General features: G+C 41.3%; 20 protein-coding genes, 1 tRNA gene and 2 pseudogenes. 22 read left to right on the top strand and 1 reads right to left on the bottom strand.

From position 1 onward, the window contains the following. Positions 1-80: 80 nt before the first annotated feature. The 6 genes from trxB (at position 81) to B0I26_RS08535 (ending at position 5,196) form a co-directional block, all read left to right on the top strand. A complete protein-coding gene (gene trxB / locus B0I26_RS08505; protein WP_111645046.1) occupies positions 81-1,028 on the top strand; it encodes a thioredoxin-disulfide reductase in 948 nt (315 codons plus the stop codon). A gap of 507 nt (positions 1,029-1,535) precedes the next feature. Further along, positions 1,536-1,994 carry an NUDIX hydrolase gene (locus B0I26_RS08515; RefSeq protein WP_111645047.1) on the top strand — a complete coding sequence of 153 codons (459 nt, stop codon included), beginning with the start codon at positions 1,536-1,538 and terminating at the stop codon, positions 1,992-1,994. A gap of 26 nt (positions 1,995-2,020) precedes the next feature. Continuing rightward, a complete protein-coding gene (gene rapZ, locus B0I26_RS08520) occupies positions 2,021-2,914 on the top strand; it encodes an RNase adapter RapZ (RefSeq protein WP_111645013.1) in 894 nt (297 codons plus the stop codon). Beyond that, positions 2,911-3,870 (top strand): gluconeogenesis factor YvcK family protein, encoded by a 960-nt coding sequence (locus B0I26_RS08525; RefSeq protein ID WP_111645014.1) that lies wholly within the window; start codon positions 2,911-2,913, stop codon positions 3,868-3,870. The genes rapZ and B0I26_RS08525 overlap by 4 nt, the downstream gene beginning before the upstream one ends. Positions 3,871-3,953: 83 nt before the next feature. After that, entirely contained in the window at positions 3,954-4,916 is a 963-nt protein-coding gene (whiA, locus tag B0I26_RS08530; protein WP_111645015.1) for a DNA-binding protein WhiA, read from the top strand. 22 nt (positions 4,917-4,938) lie between these two features. Beyond that, positions 4,939-5,196 (top strand): HPr family phosphocarrier protein, encoded by a 258-nt coding sequence (locus B0I26_RS08535; RefSeq protein ID WP_111645016.1) that lies wholly within the window; start codon positions 4,939-4,941, stop codon positions 5,194-5,196. A gap of 185 nt (positions 5,197-5,381) precedes the next feature. Here B0I26_RS08535 and clpP read toward each other — a convergent pair whose 3' ends face one another. Continuing rightward, positions 5,382-5,972, bottom strand: coding sequence for an ATP-dependent Clp endopeptidase proteolytic subunit ClpP (gene clpP, locus B0I26_RS08540; protein WP_111645017.1), 591 nt, complete (start codon positions 5,970-5,972; stop codon positions 5,382-5,384). 227 nt (positions 5,973-6,199) lie between these two features. Between clpP and B0I26_RS08545 the strand changes: the two genes are divergently transcribed. From B0I26_RS08545 to B0I26_RS08620, 16 genes and pseudogenes are all read left to right on the top strand, one after another. Then, positions 6,200-6,271: transfer RNA gene (locus B0I26_RS08545), tRNA-Arg, on the top strand. A 520-nt stretch (positions 6,272-6,791) separates the two neighbouring features. Beyond that, on the top strand, positions 6,792-8,093 hold the full coding sequence (gene rpoN, locus B0I26_RS08550; RefSeq protein ID WP_111645048.1) for an RNA polymerase factor sigma-54: 1,302 nt from the start codon (positions 6,792-6,794) through the stop codon (positions 8,091-8,093). A gap of 23 nt (positions 8,094-8,116) precedes the next feature. Next, a complete protein-coding gene (locus tag B0I26_RS08555; protein WP_111645018.1) occupies positions 8,117-8,362 on the top strand; it encodes a glutaredoxin family protein in 246 nt (81 codons plus the stop codon). A gap of 137 nt (positions 8,363-8,499) precedes the next feature. Further along, positions 8,500-9,519: a sugar-binding transcriptional regulator gene (locus B0I26_RS08560; RefSeq protein WP_111645019.1), complete on the top strand. Its 1,020-nt coding sequence runs from the start codon at positions 8,500-8,502 to the stop codon at positions 9,517-9,519. A gap of 40 nt (positions 9,520-9,559) precedes the next feature. Then, a complete protein-coding gene (gene gap / locus B0I26_RS08565) occupies positions 9,560-10,567 on the top strand; it encodes a type I glyceraldehyde-3-phosphate dehydrogenase (RefSeq protein ID WP_111645020.1) in 1,008 nt (335 codons plus the stop codon). A 124-nt stretch (positions 10,568-10,691) separates the two neighbouring features. Continuing rightward, positions 10,692-11,876 carry a phosphoglycerate kinase gene (locus B0I26_RS08570; protein WP_111645021.1) on the top strand — a complete coding sequence of 395 codons (1,185 nt, stop codon included), beginning with the start codon at positions 10,692-10,694 and terminating at the stop codon, positions 11,874-11,876. Positions 11,877-11,912: 36 nt separating this feature from the next. After that, the gene (gene tpiA / locus B0I26_RS08575; protein ID WP_111645022.1) at positions 11,913-12,674 is read left to right on the top strand and encodes a triose-phosphate isomerase; all 762 of its coding nucleotides are present in this window, start codon (positions 11,913-11,915) and stop codon (positions 12,672-12,674) included. Beyond that, complete coding sequence (gene gpmI / locus B0I26_RS08580; protein ID WP_111645023.1) at positions 12,667-14,205, top strand: 2,3-bisphosphoglycerate-independent phosphoglycerate mutase; 1,539 nt, start codon at positions 12,667-12,669, stop codon at positions 14,203-14,205. Before tpiA ends, gpmI begins: the two co-directional genes overlap by 8 nt. A gap of 66 nt (positions 14,206-14,271) precedes the next feature. Next, positions 14,272-15,564: a phosphopyruvate hydratase gene (eno, locus tag B0I26_RS08585; protein WP_111645024.1), complete on the top strand. Its 1,293-nt coding sequence runs from the start codon at positions 14,272-14,274 to the stop codon at positions 15,562-15,564. A 54-nt stretch (positions 15,565-15,618) separates the two neighbouring features. After that, positions 15,619-16,458: an RHS repeat-associated core domain-containing protein gene (locus B0I26_RS18970; protein ID WP_181502805.1), complete on the top strand. Its 840-nt coding sequence runs from the start codon at positions 15,619-15,621 to the stop codon at positions 16,456-16,458. A gap of 242 nt (positions 16,459-16,700) precedes the next feature. Further along, positions 16,701-17,654, top strand: coding sequence for a YncE family protein (locus B0I26_RS08595; RefSeq protein WP_111645025.1), 954 nt, complete (start codon positions 16,701-16,703; stop codon positions 17,652-17,654). Positions 17,655-17,856: 202 nt separating this feature from the next. Beyond that, positions 17,857-18,309, top strand: coding sequence for an RHS repeat domain-containing protein (locus B0I26_RS18835; RefSeq protein ID WP_281268693.1), 453 nt, complete (start codon positions 17,857-17,859; stop codon positions 18,307-18,309). Beyond that, positions 18,306-18,608 carry an RHS repeat-associated core domain-containing protein gene (locus B0I26_RS18840; RefSeq protein ID WP_111645027.1) on the top strand — a complete coding sequence of 101 codons (303 nt, stop codon included), beginning with the start codon at positions 18,306-18,308 and terminating at the stop codon, positions 18,606-18,608. Before B0I26_RS18835 ends, B0I26_RS18840 begins: the two co-directional genes overlap by 4 nt. A gap of 68 nt (positions 18,609-18,676) precedes the next feature. Further along, positions 18,677-20,122 (top strand): annotated as a pseudogene (locus tag B0I26_RS08610) (IS66-like element ISGka5 family transposase). Positions 20,123-20,386: 264 nt separating this feature from the next. Continuing rightward, positions 20,387-20,845 (top strand): hypothetical protein, encoded by a 459-nt coding sequence (locus B0I26_RS08615; RefSeq protein ID WP_245934743.1) that lies wholly within the window; start codon positions 20,387-20,389, stop codon positions 20,843-20,845. 156 nt (positions 20,846-21,001) lie between these two features. After that, a pseudogene (locus tag B0I26_RS08620) lies at positions 21,002-21,144 on the top strand (peptidase); the annotation flags it as partial.

The following is a 21,144-nucleotide window of genomic DNA, read 5'->3' on the forward strand; positions in this document are numbered from 1 at the left end:
GTTTGTCAATGAGTTATATACGATAGAGCTGAGGAAATAATAAACAGAAGGGTAATTGGACTGTAAAGGAGTGGACAATGGTGTCTGAAGAAAAAATTTACGATGTCATTATTGTAGGAGCGGGGCCGGCAGGAATGACAGCAGCTGTTTATACATCCCGTGCGAATTTATCGACATTAATGATTGAACGCGGCGTTCCGGGCGGACAAATGGCCAATACGGAGGATGTTGAAAACTATCCGGGATATGAGCATATTTTAGGACCTGAGCTTTCAACAAAAATGTTTGAACACGCGAAAAAGTTTGGTGCGGAATATGCTTACGGAGAAGTGAAAGAAATTATTGATGGCGAGGAATATAAAACGATTGTCACTGGCAACAAGGAATATAAAGCACGTGCCGTCATTATCGCGACAGGTGCGGAGTATAAAAAACTGGGAGTGCCTGGCGAAAAAGAATTGGGCGGACGCGGTGTCTCTTATTGTGCCGTATGTGACGGTGCGTTTTTCAAAGGAAAAGACCTCGTCGTTGTCGGCGGCGGTGACTCTGCTGTGGAAGAAGGAGTATATTTAACTCGTTTTGCGAATAAAGTAACGATCGTTCATCGCCGCGATCAGCTGCGCGCGCAAAAAATCCTGCAAGATCGCGCTTTTGCCAATGAGAAAATCGATTTTATTTGGAACCATACGGTTAAACAAATTCATGAAAAAGATGGAAAAGTCGGCAGTGTGACGCTTGTAAACACACAAACAGGAGAGGAACGGGAATTCCCTTGCGATGGTGTATTCATCTATATCGGTATGGTTCCTCTTACAAAGCCGTTTACAAATCTTGGAATTACGAATGAAAATGGCTATATTGAGACAAATGAGCGTATGGAAACAAAAATTCCTGGCATTTTTGCCGCGGGGGACGTGCGCGAAAAATCATTGCGTCAAATTGTTACAGCTACAGGAGACGGCAGCATTGCCGCACAGAGCGCTCAGCATTATGTAGAGGAATTAAAAGAAAAGTTAAATGTTAAATAATTTCAACAAAACCGTAATATACCTTTAATTTAGCTGTAACATGGATGAAATAATTTTGCGGTATGCTAAAGACAGTAATTGACCCCCTTTAATATAGATTTAAATAATTGCACGGGTGTTGTTTCCCGTGCTTCTTTTTTATGAAAAATAGCCGATTGCAATCCATTAAAGATGAACAAGGTATAAAAATCGAATCAAACGTCAGGTTTGCTTGCATATTTTTGTAAATACTGATTTAAATGGAGCTGCTAACATTTTAAGAACAAGTGACCACACGTCCCATTTGGACAAGGTGGCTAGGGGGCTTTTGGCGGTCCTTTCGAGAAGCAAATCGGTCTAATCCCATTTGTTTCTCGTTAAAGAATCACGCAAATGTATTTGTGTGAGGTTCAAGGATAAATATGTAAAAAATATATTATAATTTTTCTCCTGCCTCTACATGTTACTCGCTGTAAATAGTATAATGATAAAAATGAGAGTGTTATGACATATATTGAGGTGAATGAGTTGCAACGGGTGACAAATTGCGTCTTAGTAAAAGATGGGAAAGTATTGCTTTTACAAAAGCCGAGCCGTGGATGGTGGGTTGCTCCCGGCGGGAAGATGGAGCAGGGAGAATCCATTCGTGAGTCTTGCATTCGCGAATATCGTGAAGAAACGGGAATATACTTAAAAAATCCGGAGCTAAAAGGGATTTTTACCATTCTTATAAAAAAGGATGAACAAATCATTTCTGAATGGATGATGTTCACGTTTTTTGCCGATCAATTTGAGGGAGAAAATGTAGAGACTAGTGAAGAAGGAAAGCTGGAGTGGCATCCGATTGAAACGATTAGTCAACTTCCAATGGCACCGGGAGATTATCATATTTTGGACTATGTGATTAAAGGTTCTGGCATCATCTACGGCACTTTTACTTATACGGAAAGCTTCGAACTGCTGTCGTATCGCTTAGATCCAAGCTGAGCATAGATGAAGAGGAGGGGCGGTTTATGAGCGCAGGTTCAGCAAACAATATTCAAATGGTGATTATTACTGGAATGTCAGGAGCCGGCAAGACGGTCGCGATTCAAAGCTTTGAAGATTTAGGGTTTTTTTGCGTCGATAATTTACCGCCAACATTGCTTCCAAAATTTCTTGAGCTAATGAAAGAGTCAGGGAATAAGATGAACAAAGTGGCTCTCGTGATGGATTTGCGCAGCCGTGACTTTTTCGACAGCTTATTTACAGCATTAGATGAGCTTGCAGAAAAATCATGGGTGACACCGCAAATTCTATTTCTTGATGCGAATGATGCAACGCTTGTCAGCCGATATAAAGAGACGCGGCGCGCTCATCCACTGGCACCTAACGGGTTGCCGCTCGAAGGGATTCGCCTTGAGCGGGAACTGTTAGAAGAATTAAAGGGAAGGGCGCAAATTATTTATGATACGTCTAATTTAAAACCAAGAGAGCTGCGCGAGAAAATTTTGCAGCAATTTTCTGCAAATGCCCAGCAGACTTTTACGGTTAATGTCGTTTCATTTGGGTTTAAATACGGGATTCCTATTGATGCCGACTTAGTATTTGATGTTCGCTTCCTGCCAAATCCGCATTATATTGATCATATGAGGCCGAAGACAGGGCTTGATGAAGAAGTATCTTCCTACGTGTTAAAGTGGAGTGAAACACAAAAATTTATTGAAAAAGTCGTCGATTTACTCACATTTATGTTGCCGCATTACAAGCGGGAAGGAAAAAGCCAGCTCGTTATCGCAATCGGTTGCACGGGCGGGCAGCATCGCTCCGTAACGTTGGCTGAATACATTGCTAACCACTTTTCGAAAGACTATAAAACACATGTTTCTCACCGTGACATCGAGAGGAGAAAGGAAAAACATAAATGAGAACGAGAAAACAGCCTAAGATTGTGATTATTGGCGGCGGAACGGGGCTGCCAGTATTATTGCGCGGGTTGAAGCAATATCCCGTCGATATTACAGCGATCGTAACAGTGGCAGATGATGGTGGAAGCTCTGGAAGGCTGCGCGATGAATTGGACATTCCGCCTCCTGGAGATATTCGCAATGTGCTGGCTGCTCTGTCTGATGTAGAGCCGCTCATTGAAGAGCTATTTCAACACCGCTTCCAAAACGGAAACGGGTTGTCAGGACATTCGCTTGGGAATTTAATTTTAGCTGCCATGACTTCGATTACTGGCGATTTTGTCAATGCCATTCGCGAAATGAGCAAAGTGTTAAACGTACGGGGGAAAGTGTTGCCGGCAGCGAACCGAAGCGTCGTCCTTCACGCGGAAATGGAAGACGGAACGATTGTTTCGGGGGAATCAAAAATCCCTTACTCCGGCAAAAAAATTAAAAAAGTATTTTTAACTCCGGAACATATTGAGCCGCTTCCTGAAACGATTGAGGAAATTCGCTCTGCCGACTTGATTGTCGTTGGGCCGGGCAGCTTATATACAAGCATTTTGCCTAACCTTTTAGTACCGAAAATCGGGGAAGAAGTTTGCAAGGCGAAAGCGAAAAAAATTTATATATGCAATGTCATGACCCAAGCAGGAGAAACATTAAACTATACTGCTAGCGATCATGTGAAAGCGCTGTACAATCATATGAACTGCGCATTTCTTGATACCATTCTCGTAAATGATGAAAATATTCCTGACGAGATTCAAAAACGTTATGCGAAAGAGCTGGCGGAGCCGGTTAAATACGACATCGAAAATTTAAAACAATTAGGGTTGTCGATTATTCATGACAGCATCATTAGTTACGAAGACAATGTGATTCGTCATGATACAAATAAAGTAGCGGCCTTGCTCGTTTCTCTTTTGCCTTGTTAATGCACCTTCCGAATCGATTCAATCCTTTTAGAAGCACCTCCTTCCTTTTCTTTTGCCACTCACTAATTGTGGAGGTGGAAACATTGTCGTTTGCATCAGAGACAAAAAAAGAATTAACGAATCTTGAAGTGAAGCCTTGCTGCTTGAAAGCAGAATTATCTGCATTGCTGCGTATGAACGGCTCTCTGTCATTTTCCAATCGGAAACTAACATTGGACGTTCAAACAGAAAATGCAGCGATTGCAAGAAGAATTTATATATTAATCAAAAAAGGTTACACAGTAACGGTTGAATTGCTTGTGCGCAAAAAAATGCGGCTAAAGAAAAATAATGTATATATTGTACGCGTCGTGGAAGGTGCTCGTGAGTTATTAGAGGATTTGAAAATACTTGCGGAAGGATTTTCGCTTATTCGCGTCATTTCACCAGAACTCGTTAAAAAGAAATGCTGTAAGCGTTCTTATTTGCGTGGAGCATTTCTTGCAGGCGGTTCCGTGAACAATCCGGAAACGTCGTCTTATCATCTTGAAATTTTTTCTCTCTATAAAGAGCATAATGATTCGTTATGTGAATTAATGAACACCCATTTTTATTTAAATGCAAAAACATTGGAACGAAAAAAGGGGTTCATTACGTATTTAAAAGAGGCGGAAAAAATAGCCGAATTCTTAAATATTATCGGCGCCCACCAAGCATTGCTTCGGTTTGAAGATATCCGCATTGTCAGAGATATGAGAAACTCTGTCAATCGGCTTGTCAATTGCGAGACAGCCAATTTAAACAAAACGATTGGTGCTGCTCTTAGACAGGTGGAAAACATTCGATATATTGATGAGACAATTGGTTTAAGCGCGCTGCCGGAGAAGCTGCGAGAGATTGCAGAATTAAGAATGACTTATCAAGACGTGACATTAAAAGAACTCGGAGAAATGGTGTCGAGCGGAAAAATTAGCAAATCTGGAATTAATCATCGTCTCCGCAAAATTGATGAGATTGCTGAAAAATTAAGAGCAGGCCAACCGATTGATTTCCGCAAATCACTTTAATATATAGGGGAGGAAGATGACCATGGTAGAAAAACAGGTAGAAGTACGGTTAAAAACAGGGCTGCAGGCACGTCCTGCTGCTTTGTTTGTACAGGAGGCCAACCGTTTTACTGCTGACATTTATCTTGAGAAAAACGGCAAAAAAGTGAATGCAAAAAGTATTATGGGGATCATGAGCTTGGCAATTAGTTCAGGTTCTATCATCAAACTCATTGCTGAAGGACCAGATGAGAAAGAAGCGATTGAGGCTTTGACAAAATACGTAGAGAAAGAAGGATAAAATTCATGTATATAGCCTAAAGCGACCGAAGGATGGGCATCACAAAAAGTAAATGGAAAGAGGCTGACCCTTAAGCAAAGTGTCAGACCCCGCAACCGCAACCATAATAGATAGTCGATAAAGCACTGTATATTGTGGATTGCGCGTGAGGTTAGATACTTAGGTCAGCCTTTTTTCATTTTCTATTACTTCTCGTCTACACGAGTTAACACGCGGTCGATCAATCCATACTCTTTTGCGCGTTCCGCTGTCATGAAGTTGTCACGATCCGTATCGCGCTCAATGACTTCAATCGGTTGACCTGTGTTCTGTGCTAAAATGCGATTGAGTTTGTCGCGCAAGAAGAGAATGCGTTTTGCCGCGATTTCGATGTCTGTTGCTTGACCTTGTGCCCCTCCTAACGGTTGGTGAATCATGATTTCGCTGTTCGGTAAAGCAAAACGTTTTCCTTTTGCACCTGCAGCAAGAAGGAAGGCACCCATAGAGGCAGCCATACCGATGCAAATGGTTGAGACATCAGGCTTAATAAACTGCATCGTATCATAAATGGCCATGCCTGCCGTAATGGAGCCGCCAGGGCTGTTAATATAAAGGGAAATATCTTTCTCAGGATCTTCAGCTGCTAAAAACAATAATTGTGATACGATTGAGTTTGCGACATGGTCATCAATAGGGCTTCCAAGAATAATGATTCGGTCTTTTAATAGACGGGAATAAATGTCGTATGCGCGCTCACCGCGGCTTGTTTGTTCAATAACTGTAGGAATTAAGTTCATCGTTTTTCCTCCTTTAGGTATGTAATAATTATTCCATGTATTTTCTATCATACATAATTGGTCAATTAAGGTCAAACAAAAAACTATTAGCTATGCTTATTATTTATTCTCTTTTTTATTCTTCATACCTTCATACATCATAATCATTTTGCTATTTTTTTAAACATATTTTCTTCTTGCAAACAAACCGTTTATTGAATATAATGAAATATGCAGTTAAACAGAATGCCCTCGTAGTGTAGTGGATAGCACGAGAGATTCCGGTTCTCTTAGCGTGGGTTCGAATCCTGCCGAGGGCGTACAGAAAAACGATGGTGAGTGCCTGAAGCTGAAAGAAAATGTCCTTTACCCGCAGAAAAGTTTTTTATTTCAAAGGGGTCACAAGAGAGTTAGAGATTATTCAGCCATAATAAAAAAATCCCTGTGTTTAACACAGGGATTTTTTTATTATAAAAATAAAAGCCCAGTGTGCCGGCACTGGACAAAACATTGAATATTGTGCGGCACTTGTCCGCTGTAACTAGGATTATACCATAACATTGTGGAATATGTTAATGGTAAATCATTGATTGATTTTCTTCTTTCCTTTTGTTGTACGCCTCGTCTAAGTTTGGCAGAAAGCGGACTAATGGTTGGCTAAGGCGGGAATATCAGAACTCGCAGCAGCTCTACTTTGCAACTTCTTGTTCACTTCAACATGTTGACGCAAATTTTTCTCGAAATAGCGGACAGAAAAGTTTATATCTTCTTACAATTCATTTCCATACACTGTTTCGTGTTCTTATTGTACAATAAGCGAGAAGGGGGGATGTTTATATGATGAGAGCCGAATTACTTCAGCAGCAGCAACTGAAGCTCTCGCTCACAAAAGAATTAACACAAGCGATTGAATTATTGCAGTACTCAACGTTGGAATTGCGCTCTTTTTTGTATGAGCAATCGCTGGAAAATCCTTTTCTTGAAATAAGAGACAATCAACGCACTGAAAAGTACAAACGACTACATAATCACCAAGAAAAGAAAAACATGATTGAAAATATTGGAACATCTTCGGAAACGCTAGCCTCCTATTTATTAATGCAGCTTAGTATGGCTCAATTGTCCCCCGAACAACGAAGGATTATGAATTATTTGATTCACTCGCTTGATGAGGATGGGTATTTGCGCGCTGACGAAGCAGAAATAGCCAACCGTTTAGCTGTAACAGTTGAGGCTGTTCAGCAGGCGATTCGCGTGCTTCAATCGTTAGAGCCGGCAGGAGTTGGCGCCCGCAGTTTACAAGAATGTCTATATTTACAGCTTGTTCGTTTGCCAAGCCGAAATGAATTAGCTGAACAAATTGTTTTGCACTACTTTTTAATGTTTGCTGAAAAAGCATGGAAAACGTTGGCGAAACAATTGAATGTTGATATAAAGGAGATTCAGCAAGTCGCCGACTTAATATGCACACTTCAGCCGCGGCCGGGAAGTCCCTATGCGAAGGCAGAATCGCATTTTATTGCCCCTGATTTAATTGTTGAACGCTGCGACGAAGGCTTTTGCGTTTTATTAAACGACGAAGTCCTTCCACAGCTCATTTGGAACAGCAGCTACGAAAAGAAAATTAGCCGCGGGCGTGATAAGCAAATTGAACAGTTCATTAAAGAAAAGTATCAGCAATTTGAATGGCTGGTAAAAAGCTTAGAACAAAGAAAGCAAACGTTAGTAAATGTGATGAATAAGATTGTGGAAAAGCAGGCAGAATGCTTTGAAAAGGGGTTTTCAGCCCTCAAGCCGTTAACGATGCGGGAGATTGCGGAAGAATTAAACGTTCATGAGTCAACGGTAAGCAGAACTGTTAAAAATAAGTATGTCCAAACCCCATACGGTACGGTAGAGCTGCGATATTTCTTCAGCAGTGCCATTTCGCTGGCTAATGCAAGTGAAGACGCTTCAGCGGCACAGGCAAAAGCATTGATTAAACAGCTTATTGAACAGGAAAATAAAAGTGTGCCTCTATCGGATCAAAAGCTTGCTGAGCTGCTTTGCGAAAAATATGGAATCGTCATTTCGAGACGTACCGTTGCAAAATATCGGGAGCAGTTAAACATTCCGTCTTCAGCGAAGCGAAAAAGATATTAGTTTAGTGTTAGGAAGTGGGATGAATGAAAGTTACTCTTTATTCGAAAGTCGATTGCGGTTTATGTGAGAAAGCGAAAACCATTTTGCAGGAGTTGCAAAGAGAATTTTCGTTTGAAGTAGAAGAAATCGATATTTATAAAGATGATCGTTTGCTTGAAAAATATCAATTGATGATTCCGGTTATTGAAATCGATGGTGAAGAAATTGGATATGGAATGATTCATAAAGATGTCACAAGAAAGCGCTTACTCCATAAGCTAAATGGTTGAAGATAGCTTTCACTCCTGTTAAAATAAAATTGTAAAGCAGGAGTGATTTTTTTTGATTATTGCGGGACATAATATGTCATACCGGGACATTTTATGTCCAGTGATTGACCATGAAACAACAAGGGGAAAGGAACTGCATGCAAACGTTGATTGATGCACAAAAAAAATTATTACCTGATCTTCTTGAAATCATGCAAAAACGTTATCAAATTTTGCATCATATTCGGCTGATGCAGCCGATTGGCAGAAGAGTGCTGTCAACCAACCTAGGCATTAGCGAGCGCGTGCTTCGTTCGGAAGTTCAATTTTTAAAAGAGCAGAATTTAATTGACATTAGTTCTGCTGGAATGAGCGTAACGCCTGAAGGAAGCGAGCTGTTAAAAAATCTGGAAGATATGATGAAAGAAGTTTCAGGGTTGAAAGATTTGGAAAGAAAGATAAAGAGCCTTCTTGATATAAAAGATGTCATCGTTGTCGCAGGCGATAGCGACCTTTCCCCTTGGGTGAAAAAAGAGATGGGGCGGGCTTGTGTTGCTTGTATGAAAGAAAGATTAACGAGTCAAAGCATTGTCGCTGTCACAGGTGGGACAACACTTGCCGCTGTCGCTGAAATGATGACTCCTGAACTAAAACAAATCGATATTTTATTTGTGCCAGCCCGCGGCGGTCTTGGAGAAGATGTAAAAAATCAAGCCAATACGATTTGCGCCCGCATGGCGGAAAAAGCAATGGGGAACTACCGCCTTCTTCATGTGCCTGATCAATTAAGCGATGAGGCATATCAATCCATGATTGAAGAGCCTGCTATCAAGGAAGTGCTGGATCTCATTCGCTCTTCAAACATGGTCATTCACGGCATTGGTGATGCTATTACGATGGCGGAGCGCCGCAAAACCGCATCAGAAGAAATAGAAAAAATTAAACAACGTCGTGCGGTGGCCGAAGCATTTGGCTATTACTTTAATCAAGAAGGCGAAGTTGTGCACAAAGTAAAGACGATGGGCATTCAGCTTGAAGATGTAAAAAAAGTTGAACATGTCATTGCGGTCGCTGGCGGTGCCTCTAAGGCAAAAGCAATTAAGGCTTATATGAAACAAGCTCATCATTCTGTATTAATTACAGATGAAGGAGCGGCAAGAGAGTTAATAAGGGAGTAAAATCCCTGAAAAATATAAAAATTTTAAGGAGGAACTAATCATGGCGGTAAAAATTGGTATTAACGGTTTCGGTCGTATCGGTCGTAACGTATTCCGCGCAGCATTAAAAAACCCTAACATTGAAGTAGTCGCTGTCAATGACTTAACAGACGCAAAAACACTTGCACATCTTTTAAAGTATGATTCTGTTCACGGAACATTAGATGCAGAAGTTTCTGTAAACGGCAATAACCTTGTTGTAAACGGAAAAGAAATCATCGTTAAAGCCGAGCGTGACCCAGCTCAATTAGCTTGGGGCGAATTAGGCGTAGACATCGTTGTTGAATCTACTGGCCGCTTCACAAAGCGCGAAGATGCGGCTAAACACTTAGAAGCTGGCGCGAAAAAAGTAATTATCTCTGCACCTGCAACAAACGAAGATATTACCATTGTTATGGGTGTTAACCAAGATAAATATGATCCGGCAAACCATCATGTTATCTCTAACGCTTCTTGTACAACAAACTGCTTAGCACCATTTGCAAAAGTACTTCATGAAAAATTCGGAATCAAACGCGGTATGATGACAACCGTTCACGCTTATACAAACGACCAACAAATCTTGGATTTACCGCATAAAGATTTACGTCGTGCTCGTGCGGCAGCAGAATCTATTATTCCAACAACGACAGGTGCGGCAAAAGCAGTTGCGCTTGTGTTGCCTGAGTTAAAAGGTAAATTAAACGGTATGGCGATGCGTGTGCCAACGCCAAACGTTTCTATTGTCGACCTTGTTGCAGAGCTTGAAACAGATGTAACAGTAGAAGAAGTGAATGCAGCATTAAAAGCAGCAGCAGAAGGAGAACTAAAAGGCATTTTAGCGTACAGCGAAGAGCCGTTAGTATCTCGTGACTACAATGGCAACCCAGCTTCTTCAACAATTGACGCGCTTTCTACAATGGTGATGGAAGGCCGCATGGTGAAAGTTGTATCTTGGTATGACAACGAAACTGGCTACTCTCATCGTGTAGTTGACTTAGCTGAATACATCGCTTCTAAAGGATTATAAGAAAAAAATTGTATTCGTCGCTCAATCAAGTCTATAATATTGAAATGGAAAGGGGAGCGGGGGTTTTCCCCACTCCTTTTCGTATGTAGGGACTACATTTGTCTAAAAAAGGAGGCTTTTTGCCATGAACAAAAAAACCGTCCGCGATATTGATGTCAAAGGGAAACGTGTCTTTTGCCGCGTCGATTTTAACGTGCCGATGCAAGACGGCAAAGTGACGGATGACACCCGCATTCGTGCAGCTCTTCCAACGATTCAATATTTGTCTGAGCAAGGGGCAAAAGTGATTTTAGCGAGCCACCTTGGCCGTCCAAAAGGAAAAGTCGTTGAAGAGATGCGTTTGAACGCAGTGGCAGAACGTTTGAGCGAACTTTTAGGCAAAAACGTTGTTAAAACAGATGAAGCTTACGGTGACGAAGTGAAAAACGCGATTGCACAAATGAATGAAGGCGATGTATTGCTTCTTGAAAACGTGCGTTTCTATCCGGGCGAAGAGAAAAACGATCCAGAGCTTGCGAAAGCATTTGCTGAGCTGGCAGACATTTATGTCAACGATGCTTTCGGGGCTGCTCATCGCGCGCACGCTTCAACAGAAGGAATTGCACATTACTTGCCAGCTGTAGCCGGTTTCTTAATGGAAAAAGAAATCGAAGTATTAGGAAAAGCTCTTTCTAACCCGGAGCGTCCATTTACAGCGATTATTGGCGGCGCGAAAGTAAAAGATAAAATCGGCGTCATTGAAAATTTATTGGATAAAGTCGATAACTTAATCATCGGCGGCGGCCTTGCTTACACATTTGTAAAAGCTTTAGGCCATGAAATCGGTAAGTCTTTGCTTGAGGAAGACAAAATGGAGCTTGCCAAATCGTTTATGGAGAAGGCGAAAGCAAAAGGCGTCAACTTCTATATGCCTGTGGACGTTGTTGTAGCGGATGACTTCTCCAACGATGCGAATAAAAAAGTCGTTGGTATTGACTCCATTCCAAGCGATTGGGAAGCGCTTGATATCGGTCCGAAAACACGTGAACTTTATCGTGACGTGATTTTGAAATCAAAATTAGTGATTTGGAACGGACCGATGGGAGTATTTGAAATGGACGCCTTTGCTGAGGGAACAAAAGCTGTTGCTCAAGCATTAGCTGATGCGAACGATACATATTCCGTCATCGGCGGTGGCGATTCAGCAGCTGCGGTTGAGAAATTTGGCCTTGCTGATAAAATGGATCATATTTCAACAGGCGGCGGAGCTTCACTTGAGTTTATGGAAGGAAAGCAGCTTCCAGGCGTTGTTGCCTTAAATGACAAGTAATCTCTCCCATTTTGACAAAAGAAGGGATGAAAAATAATGCGTAAACCAATTATTGCAGGCAACTGGAAAATGCACAAAATACTTTCTGAAGCAGTAAGCTTTGTCGAAGAAGTAAAAGGGGTTATTCCGTCTGCTGAGAAAGTGGATTCTGTTATTTGTGCACCAGCTCTATTTTTAGAGCGCTTAGTCCAAGCGGTTCAAGGCACCGATTTAAAAATTGGCGCACAAAACATGCATTTTGCTGAAAGCGGTGCTTATACAGGAGAAATCAGCCCGGTTGCCTTAAAAGATATCGGTGTTACTTATGTGATTATCGGTCACTCTGAACGCCGTGAAATGTTTGCGGAAACAGATGAAACAGTCAATAAAAAAGTGATGGCTGCATTTACACATGGCTTAACTCCGATTGTTTGCTGCGGTGAGACGTTAGAGCAGCGTGAAAGCGGCCAAACAAACGAAATCGTTGGCGCGCAAGTAGAAAAGGCGCTTGAAGGATTAACGGAAGAACAGGCAAAACAAGTAGTGATTGCCTACGAACCGATTTGGGCAATCGGTACAGGCAAATCTTCGACAGCGGAAGACGCAAATGAAGTATGCGGTCATATTCGCTCCGTGATTGCGAAAAAATTCTCAAAAGAAGCCGCTGATGCTGTGCGCATTCAATACGGCGGCAGCGTGAAGCCGAACAACATTAAAGAATTTTTAGCGCAGGAGCATATTGATGGTGCATTAGTTGGCGGTGCCAGCTTGGAGCCGCAGTCGTTTTTACAGTTAGTGGAGGCGGGAAATCATGAGTAAAAAACCAGTAGCGTTAATTATTTTGGACGGTTTCGCGCTTCGTGAAGAAACGAAAGGAAACGCGGTTGCTTTGGCGAAAAAGCCGAATTTCGATCGTTATTGGAACGAATTTCCACATACAACATTAACAGCTTGCGGCGAAGCGGTTGGTTTGCCTGAAGGACAAATGGGAAACTCTGAAGTAGGGCACTTAAACATCGGTGCAGGCCGCATTGTCTATCAAAGCTTGACGCGCGTGAACATTGCGATTCGTGAAGGGGAATTTGACCGCAACGAAACGTTTTTAGCGGCAATGAACCACGTCAAAGAAAAAGGAACAAACCTTCATTTGTTCGGTTTGCTTTCTGATGGCGGTGTACACAGCCATATTAACCATCTTTATGCATTATTAAAACTTGCGGCAAAAGAAGGCGTGAAAAACGTTTATATCCACGGGTTCCTCGATGGCCGCGACGTGGGACCGCAAACAGCGTTGCAGTACATTAACGAACTAAATGAAAAAATCAAAGAGTATGGCGTCGGTGAAATTGCGACGATTTCCGGACGCTACTATTCGATGGACCGCGATAAGCGTTGGGAGCGTGTGGAAAAAGCGTACCGCGCGATGGTATATGGCGAAGGGCCAACTTATCGCAGTGCCATTGAGTGTGTCGAAGATTCTTATCAGCACGGCATTTATGATGAATTCGTGCTCCCGTCTGTCATGGTGCGTGAAGATGGTTCGCCGGTTGCAACGATTCAAGATGAAGATGCGATTATTTTCTATAATTTCCGCCCAGACCGTGCGATTCAGATTTCCAATACATTTACGAACGACGATTTCCGTTCGTTTGACCGCGGTCCGAAACATCCGAAAAACTTATTCTTCGTGTGCTTAACGCACTTTAGCGAAACAGTCAAAGGATATGTGGCGTTTAAGCCGACGAACCTTGATAATACGTTAGGTGAAGTGTTATCACAAAACGGCCTTAAGCAGCTTCGCATTGCGGAAACAGAAAAATATCCGCACGTTACATTCTTTATGAGCGGCGGCCGTGAAGAAAAGTTTCCGGGAGAAGAGCGCATTTTAATCGATTCGCCAAAAGTGCCGACATATGACTTAAAACCGGAAATGAGCGCTTATGAAGTAACGGAAGCTCTTTTAAAAGAAATCGAGGCAGACAAGCACGATGCCATTATTTTAAACTACGCAAACCCGGATATGGTCGGTCATTCCGGCAAATTAGAGCCAACGATTAAAGCGGTCGAAGCGGTTGACGAGTGCCTAGGAAAAGTCGTTGACGCCATTTTAGCAAAAGGCGGTATCGCGATTATTACGGCTGACCACGGAAATGCGGATGAAGTCATTACGCCTGAAGGCAAACCGCATACGGCGCATACAACGAATCCAGTGCCTGTCATCGTTACGAAAAAAGGCATTACGCTTCGCGAAGGCGGCATTTTAGGAGATTTAGCGCCGACAATGCTTGATCTTTTAGGTTTAGAACAACCGAAAGAAATGACGGGTAAATCGTTAATTGCGAAAGAATAATCGGTTATTTTTAGATTTGAAAGTTTAGACACAATAAATGAAAAATCGGAAAAGGAGAGAAGTTTTATGCCAACAATTGTTGATGTATATGCTCGTGAAGTATTAGATTCCCGCGGTAATCCGACAGTGGAAGTAGAAGTTTACACTGAATCTGGCGCATTCGGCCGCGCGTTAGTGCCAAGCGGTGCTTCTACCGGTGAATATGAAGCAGTTGAGTTGCGCGATGGCGACAAAAACCGCTATCTCGGTAAAGGTGTATTAAAAGCGGTTGAAAACGTGAACGAAGTCATCGCTCCAGCAATTATCGGCTTTGATGTAACTGACCAAGTTGGTATTGACAAAACATTAATTGAGCTTGACGGTACAGAAAACAAAGGCAAGCTCGGTGCGAATGCGATTTTAGGCGTTTCTATGGCAGTTGCTCGCGCTGCAGCTGATTACTTAGATGTTCCTTTATATCAATATCTTGGCGGATTTAACGCAAAAACGCTTCCTGTGCCAATGATGAATATTTTAAACGGCGGTGCGCACGCGGATAACAACGTTGATATCCAAGAGTTTATGATTATGCCTGTCGGTGCACCGACATTCCGTGAAGCACTTCGCATGGGTACAGAAATTTTCCATAGCTTAAAAGCGGTGTTAAAAGCAAAAGGCTACAACACAGCAGTTGGTGACGAAGGTGGCTTCGCGCCAAACTTAAAATCAAACGAAGAAGCACTGCAAACAATCATTGAAGCGATTGAAAAAGCAGGCTACAGACCAGGCGAAGAAGTGATGCTTGCGATGGACGTAGCATCTTCTGAGCTTTACAACAAAGAAACAGGCAAATATCATCTTGAAGGCGAAGGCGTTGTTAAAACGTCTGAAGAAATGGTTGCTTGGTATGAAGAGCTTGTATCTAAATACCCAATCATCTCTATTGAAGACGGTTTAGATGAAAATGACTGGGAAGGACATAAACTATTAACAGAACGTCTTGGCAAAAAAGTTCAGCTTGTTGGTGACGACTTATTCGTAACAAATACGAAGAAACTTGCTGAAGGTATTGAAAAAGGTGTAGGTAACTCTATCCTTATTAAAGTGAACCAAATCGGTACATTAACAGAAACATTTGATGCAATTGAAATGGCAAAACGCGCTGGTTACACAGCGGTTATTTCTCACCGTTCTGGTGAAACAGAAGACAGCACAATCGCTGACATCGCTGTTGCGACAAACGCTGGTCAAATTAAAACAGGTGCACCTTCTCGTACAGACCGAGTGGCGAAATACAATCAATTGCTTCGCATCGAAGATCAACTTGGCGATACAGCGATTTACAACGGCATTAAATCGTTCTATAATCTGAAAAAATAATGCTTAAGCAAGGGAACCTAACCGAATCATTCGGTTAGGTTCTTTTTATTTCATTTGGAGAAAAAATTTGGGGTAACTCCTCAAATATATGATCACCCAATCACGATGACCAAAGGCGGAGTAACTTACTATTATCATGTCAACGGTCATGGGGATGTTACGGCATTAACGGATGCAAGCGGAAACGTTGTAGCGGAATATCAATACGATGCATGGGGGAATATTCTTTCCAAAACCGGCGCGATGGCATCAGCCAACCCATACCGTTATGCATGTTATTATTACGATGAAGAAACTGGATTATACTATCTCATGGCACGTTATTATGATGCTAATATTGGTCGGTTTATTACAAGGGATACGTTCCATGGGTTTGAGGATGATCCGCAGAGTTTGAATCAATATGCTTATGCTAATAATAACCCTGTAGTGAATATAGATCCTGATGGGCAATTTGCCATGCTCATTCCTGCAGCTTATGCTGCGGCAGTGGCAGTTTTAGGCACTGCGTTAGTTTATTATGCAATTAAGGCACTTGATGCTGTGGGAGAATTAATTGATCAAAGTTTTGCTAGAGTAAAAACAAAACCGAACTATAGATCTAAATATGAGTTACATCATATAGTCGCACAAAAGGCCAAAAAAGCACAACCAGCTCGTAATGTATTGAGCAAGGTCGGTCTCAATGTAAATAATCCTCAAAACTTAATTAGCATTAAAACAGGGCTGCATAGAAGATTGCATACAAATAAATACTATGAAACAATTAATAACATCATGAATTATGCCTATAATAAAAAGTACAGTTATAAAACAAACAGAAAAAGAGTAATTGCAGCTCTTGATGCAATTAAAGTATGGTTAAAAACAAAGAGTTTCTTTTCACCGTTCTAATGGTGAAACTAGGTTGATTTTTCAGAATGGGCCGATTATAGCCTATTAGCATAACCATGCAAATGAGATTAACGTAGAGCCACTGCAGGTATGACTATAGAAAAGAAAAACGTCAGTAGACAAAATCCATCATACCCGTTACTCCATGTTAATCTCTATATTCTTAACCATTTAGAAGTTAAAGATTATACCTAAATCAAAACTTAAACTATTAGTGTCCTCGGTTAAGGAGGGATCAAAACATGTTTCAAATGAATCTAATAAAAAAACTAAAAACTTCTTACCGTATAAGACTGTCAGGAGATAATAAATTTTTATGTCATAATATGGATAGTAAGACGATTGTTTATGATTTAACGACTTGGGAAAAAATTATTGAATTAAACAAACCTAATTATCCAAGTGATATGAGGTTCTCTGAAAACAATAAATATTTATTAATTAAAAGTACTACAGGTACTATATATGTTTATAACACTGCGAGCTTCCAGTTGGTAAAAAAGATCCAATCGAAAAAATCTTTTAAGTTGGTTGAAGGAGATACTAATTTTACCCAAGATAATTTAATGCTTCTTTCTGTTCTAGAAACCAATGATGGGCAACAAATTGGAACTATTAACATTCATTCAGGGGAATACACGATACTCACAGAATTTGAAAACGCCATTACACTTATTTACTATAATCAATTCCTCAAAAATAGAAATTATCATTTATTTACATTAAGTTATGTAAATAACGAAACGGGTTATAGAGAGAATAAAATTGTTAAAGTTAAGGAACCAATTAACAAGCAGTCAATTGAGTTAAAAAGTCACCCGGAAATTTTAATTTGGGACTCTGTCATTTTCGACTCCATTCATGACGTCTACATCTTGGTAAACGGTTATGAAATAATCTTAGTAGACTCAGACTTTAAAAAGATTTTGAAGAGAGGACACATCATTGACAATGATTCTCCTATGGAACACATTGGATATTTCCGATACCTTCATCAATCAAATGATGGTAGGTTTATTGTAGTGACTTATAATGAAAGTGTAATTATCTTGAGATATGAGGATTTAAAAACCATATTAATTGAAAAAATTCCATATGCTTGTTTTGCTGAATTTAGTAACGATGACCAATATTTACTTGTTGGTACTTGGGAGAACGGGTACGTTTTAGAGAACAACTTACCAGAATATTTTTAGAATTGGTATCTGTACATGTCCTCTCCCATGGAACGAATACAGTGCTGTCGGGAACCGTACGAAGAAAATCGTAAACAATGGAACGACGACGATTACCACAACATACACGTATGACGCCGCCGACCAATTAACAGCCGTCAACGGACAAGCATACACCTACGATGCCAATGGCAATTTAACGAACAACGGCAATAAGACATTTGTGTACGATGATGACAACCGTCTCATTGAAGTGAAAAATGCGTCTGGTACAACCATCGCGTCCTTTAATTATGATCATCTAGGAAGACGCATCAGTAAAACAACATCAAGCGGAACCATCTATTATCAGTATGATGGGGACTCCAATAGAGTCTTGTATGAAACAGATGCAAACAACAACATCGTGGCGGAGTATACGTGGGACGCATACGGCTACCCAGTCACGATGACCAAAGGCGGAGTAACATATTACTACCATAAAAATGGTCATGGTGATGTAACGGCATTAACCGATGAAAATGGAAATGTAGTTGCCCAGTATCAATACGATGCATGGGGGAACATTATTTCAAAAACCGGCACTATGGCATCAGCCAACCCATACCGTTATGCAGGATATTATTATGATGAGGAAACTGGGTTATATTATTTGATGAGTAGGTATTATAATTGAGCAGGTATTATAATTCTGAAATCGGCAGATTTATTAATTCAGATAATCCTTTGGTTATAAAAACATTGACTGATGAGGCTTTAAAGGCACCAGGAGAATACCAAGGTTTACCACTACTATCAAACTTGTTTGTATATGCTGCAAATAACCCTGTGATGTATGTGGATCCAAGTGGATATGCTTGGGGTAACCACTGGTGGAATTCTAGATGGTTTGTAGTTAATGCCATTAACTGGGGAATAACTGCAATTGTTGGGGGTGGACTTGGAGGATTATGTAACTATTCAGCCACATCATAAAGTGAGCTGAATATTTTTTGTATTTCCTGTCTATGATGTGGATATTGATAGACAAGGAGGTGAATCGCATGTTGACGGTACAACAAGCTGTATTTACAGTTGAGAGCTTAATCGGCAAAGTTCAACAACAAAAACAGCTCATTCATCAACTCGTTCAAGAAAATGAACATTTGCGTCACGAAAACAAACAACTACGCAAAGAAAATGAACAACTGAAGTACCGTGTTCAAGAGCTGGAAGCACGCACGAAAAAAAACAGCTCCAATAGCCATTTGCCCCCATCTTCTGACCGTTTTCACACCCATTCTTCTCGCAAGCCATCTGGCAACAAGCCAGGCGGACAAGAAGGACATCAAGGAACGACGCTCCGTCAAGTGGAACATCCACATCATCGTGTCGTCCACCGTGTGCATACGTGTCAAGGATGTGGGGCTTCTTTGCGTGAAGTCAAACCGTTCAAAGTCGATATCCGTCAAGTGTTTGATCTTCCTCCTGTGACGATCGAGGTGACACAACATGAACGTGAAGTGAAATCGTGTCCACATTGTCGATGTGTTCAACAAGCCGAATTCCCATCCCACGTCACGAATCATGTGCAATACGGTCCACGGCTCACGGCGCTCGTTGTTTATTTACATCATATCCAATTGATCCCGTACAAGCGTTTAAGTGATACAATCGAAGCGTTATATCAACACTCGATTAGTACGGGAACTCTTGCCAATATGGTGAAACGAGGACGCGAAGCGCTGGAATCAAATATGGACGTCATCGAAGACGCCTTACTTGAATCCAACATCCTGCATGTCGATGAAACGAGTTTGCGCATCAATGGGAAACTCGCATGGGTGCATGTCGCCTGTACATCGAAATATACGTACTTGGCTCCTCACGTTTCTCGTGGAAAGAAAGCGACTGATGACATCGGAATTCTTCCGCGATATCAAGGGACGATGATGCACGATGGATTCGGTACGTATCCAAAATACACGCAAGCCACCCATGCCCTTTGTCACGCCCATCATTTGCGTGAGTTAAAAGGCTTCATCGAACAAGGGCATACATGGGCATCGCGCATGACGACGTTTCTGTTAGCCGCCAAACAAGCCGTCGAAGCTCATCACGGTGCACTTTCCGAATAAGAAGCGAAACGATGGGAACGAGTGTATGATCGCATCCTAGAAAGAGCACAACACCGATTGGAAACGACGACGCCTCTTCCGAAAAAAGCACTCGCTTTTGTTCGACGCCTTCAAAAACGAAAGGAAGAAGCGTTGCGTTTCTTACGTGAAGTACATGTTCCCTTTGACAACAACCAAGCCGAACGCGATCTTCGCATGGTCAAAGTGAAAGAGAACATCTCGGGTACGTTTCGCGAAGAAACATTCGCCCAGTCTTTTTGTATCACAAGAAGCATCATTTCCACACTGACGAAACACGAAAAAAACGTGTGGGATTCGTTATGTCTTCTGTTGACAGGCGAAACGCTCGATCGTGTTCTTTCTACCACTTAGGGCATTTTCTATCACGGAGATGCCCTATTTGTGTTGCGCTTTTTTACATACTACTATCGGGGTGAATAGTTACTCATTTTCAACCTAAAGGGGGAAAGCTATCGATTACGGGAAAAGAGGCTCCAAGAAGAAAAACAGAAGGATCAATGAAAGGTCCTTCTGGGGAATTTTAAACCGGCGATTTTGGGGAAAAAATAATCGGCCTTGACAGGGAATGTCGTAGGTGCAACAGAGTACCGCTATTATGAAGATTTAAATGTCGCAATGACAGACTTCACGATCATTGGCCAACCAGGACTTGGCATCGGCCGATTTTTAGCGCAAAAGAGGCTAGAAGATTTGAACGCTTGGGCAGCAGCAAACGGAAAGCAGTTATTTGGCATGTTTGCGGAAATTTATGATCCTTATCGGGTGGAACATTATGAATTTGGCGGAATTAAGCCGATGGATCCATATGTCCGCCGTGAAGTATTGTCTCATCTTGGTTATAAGCGTCTTGATTTCCCTTACGTTCATCCGTCTTGGAACAATGATGGGGAGGCTGTAACTGGACTCGACCTTTGTTTCCTTCCGATGGATGATAACGTAAATGAACTTCCAGCGGAGCTTGTTGTGAAGTTTTTGAAACGATATTATTCTGTCTTATCAAACAAGCCAAAGGCTTGGTATGAAATGATTGAAAATCTTGAAACAAAAAATACGGTACCTCTTTTAAGCATTTAATGTACTGACGTCGTATTCATTTAATTTCAAAAGTCCAAATTCAAAAAACTAGGAATCCTTGATAAATCCAAATAGTTACAGTATACTTTGGTTATGGAAAGTACCGTGTTAAAATTCTTTCTATAAATAATCATAGTAATGAAGGAGGTTGTTCATATGAGCAAAAAAGTATTAATTGTTGCAGGAGATGCGGTGGAAGCGTTAGAGATTTATTATCCGTATTACCGTTTGCTAGAGGAAGGTTTTGATGTTACAATCGCTGCACCAAGGAAAAAGAAACTACATACAGTTGTCCACGA

Source organism: Paranoxybacillus vitaminiphilus (assembly GCF_003259935.1).
Classification (GTDB): Bacteria; Bacillota; Bacilli; order Bacillales; family Anoxybacillaceae; genus Paranoxybacillus; species Paranoxybacillus vitaminiphilus.

Excerpts from the sequence above, each read along its gene's own strand:
- rapZ (WP_111645013.1), top strand. The coding sequence starts at position 2,021 with ATGAGCGCAGGTTCAGCAAACAATATTCAAATGGTGATTATTACTGGA.
- eno (WP_111645024.1), top strand. The coding sequence starts at position 14,272 with ATGCCAACAATTGTTGATGTATATGCTCGTGAAGTATTAGATTCCCGC.
- B0I26_RS08615 (WP_245934743.1), top strand. The coding sequence starts at position 20,387 with ATGACAGACTTCACGATCATTGGCCAACCAGGACTTGGCATCGGCCGA.
- B0I26_RS08570 (WP_111645021.1), top strand. The coding sequence starts at position 10,692 with ATGAACAAAAAAACCGTCCGCGATATTGATGTCAAAGGGAAACGTGTC.
- rpoN (WP_111645048.1), top strand. The coding sequence starts at position 6,792 with ATGAGAGCCGAATTACTTCAGCAGCAGCAACTGAAGCTCTCGCTCACA.
- clpP (WP_111645017.1), bottom strand. The coding sequence starts at position 5,972 with ATGAACTTAATTCCTACAGTTATTGAACAAACAAGCCGCGGTGAGCGC.
- tpiA (WP_111645022.1), top strand. The coding sequence starts at position 11,913 with ATGCGTAAACCAATTATTGCAGGCAACTGGAAAATGCACAAAATACTT.
- B0I26_RS08555 (WP_111645018.1), top strand. The coding sequence starts at position 8,117 with ATGAAAGTTACTCTTTATTCGAAAGTCGATTGCGGTTTATGTGAGAAA.
- B0I26_RS08595 (WP_111645025.1), top strand. The coding sequence starts at position 16,701 with ATGTTTCAAATGAATCTAATAAAAAAACTAAAAACTTCTTACCGTATA.
- gap (WP_111645020.1), top strand. The coding sequence starts at position 9,560 with ATGGCGGTAAAAATTGGTATTAACGGTTTCGGTCGTATCGGTCGTAAC.
- B0I26_RS08525 (WP_111645014.1), top strand. The coding sequence starts at position 2,911 with ATGAGAACGAGAAAACAGCCTAAGATTGTGATTATTGGCGGCGGAACG.
- B0I26_RS08535 (WP_111645016.1), top strand. The coding sequence starts at position 4,939 with ATGGTAGAAAAACAGGTAGAAGTACGGTTAAAAACAGGGCTGCAGGCA.
- gpmI (WP_111645023.1), top strand. The coding sequence starts at position 12,667 with ATGAGTAAAAAACCAGTAGCGTTAATTATTTTGGACGGTTTCGCGCTT.
- B0I26_RS08560 (WP_111645019.1), top strand. The coding sequence starts at position 8,500 with ATGCAAACGTTGATTGATGCACAAAAAAAATTATTACCTGATCTTCTT.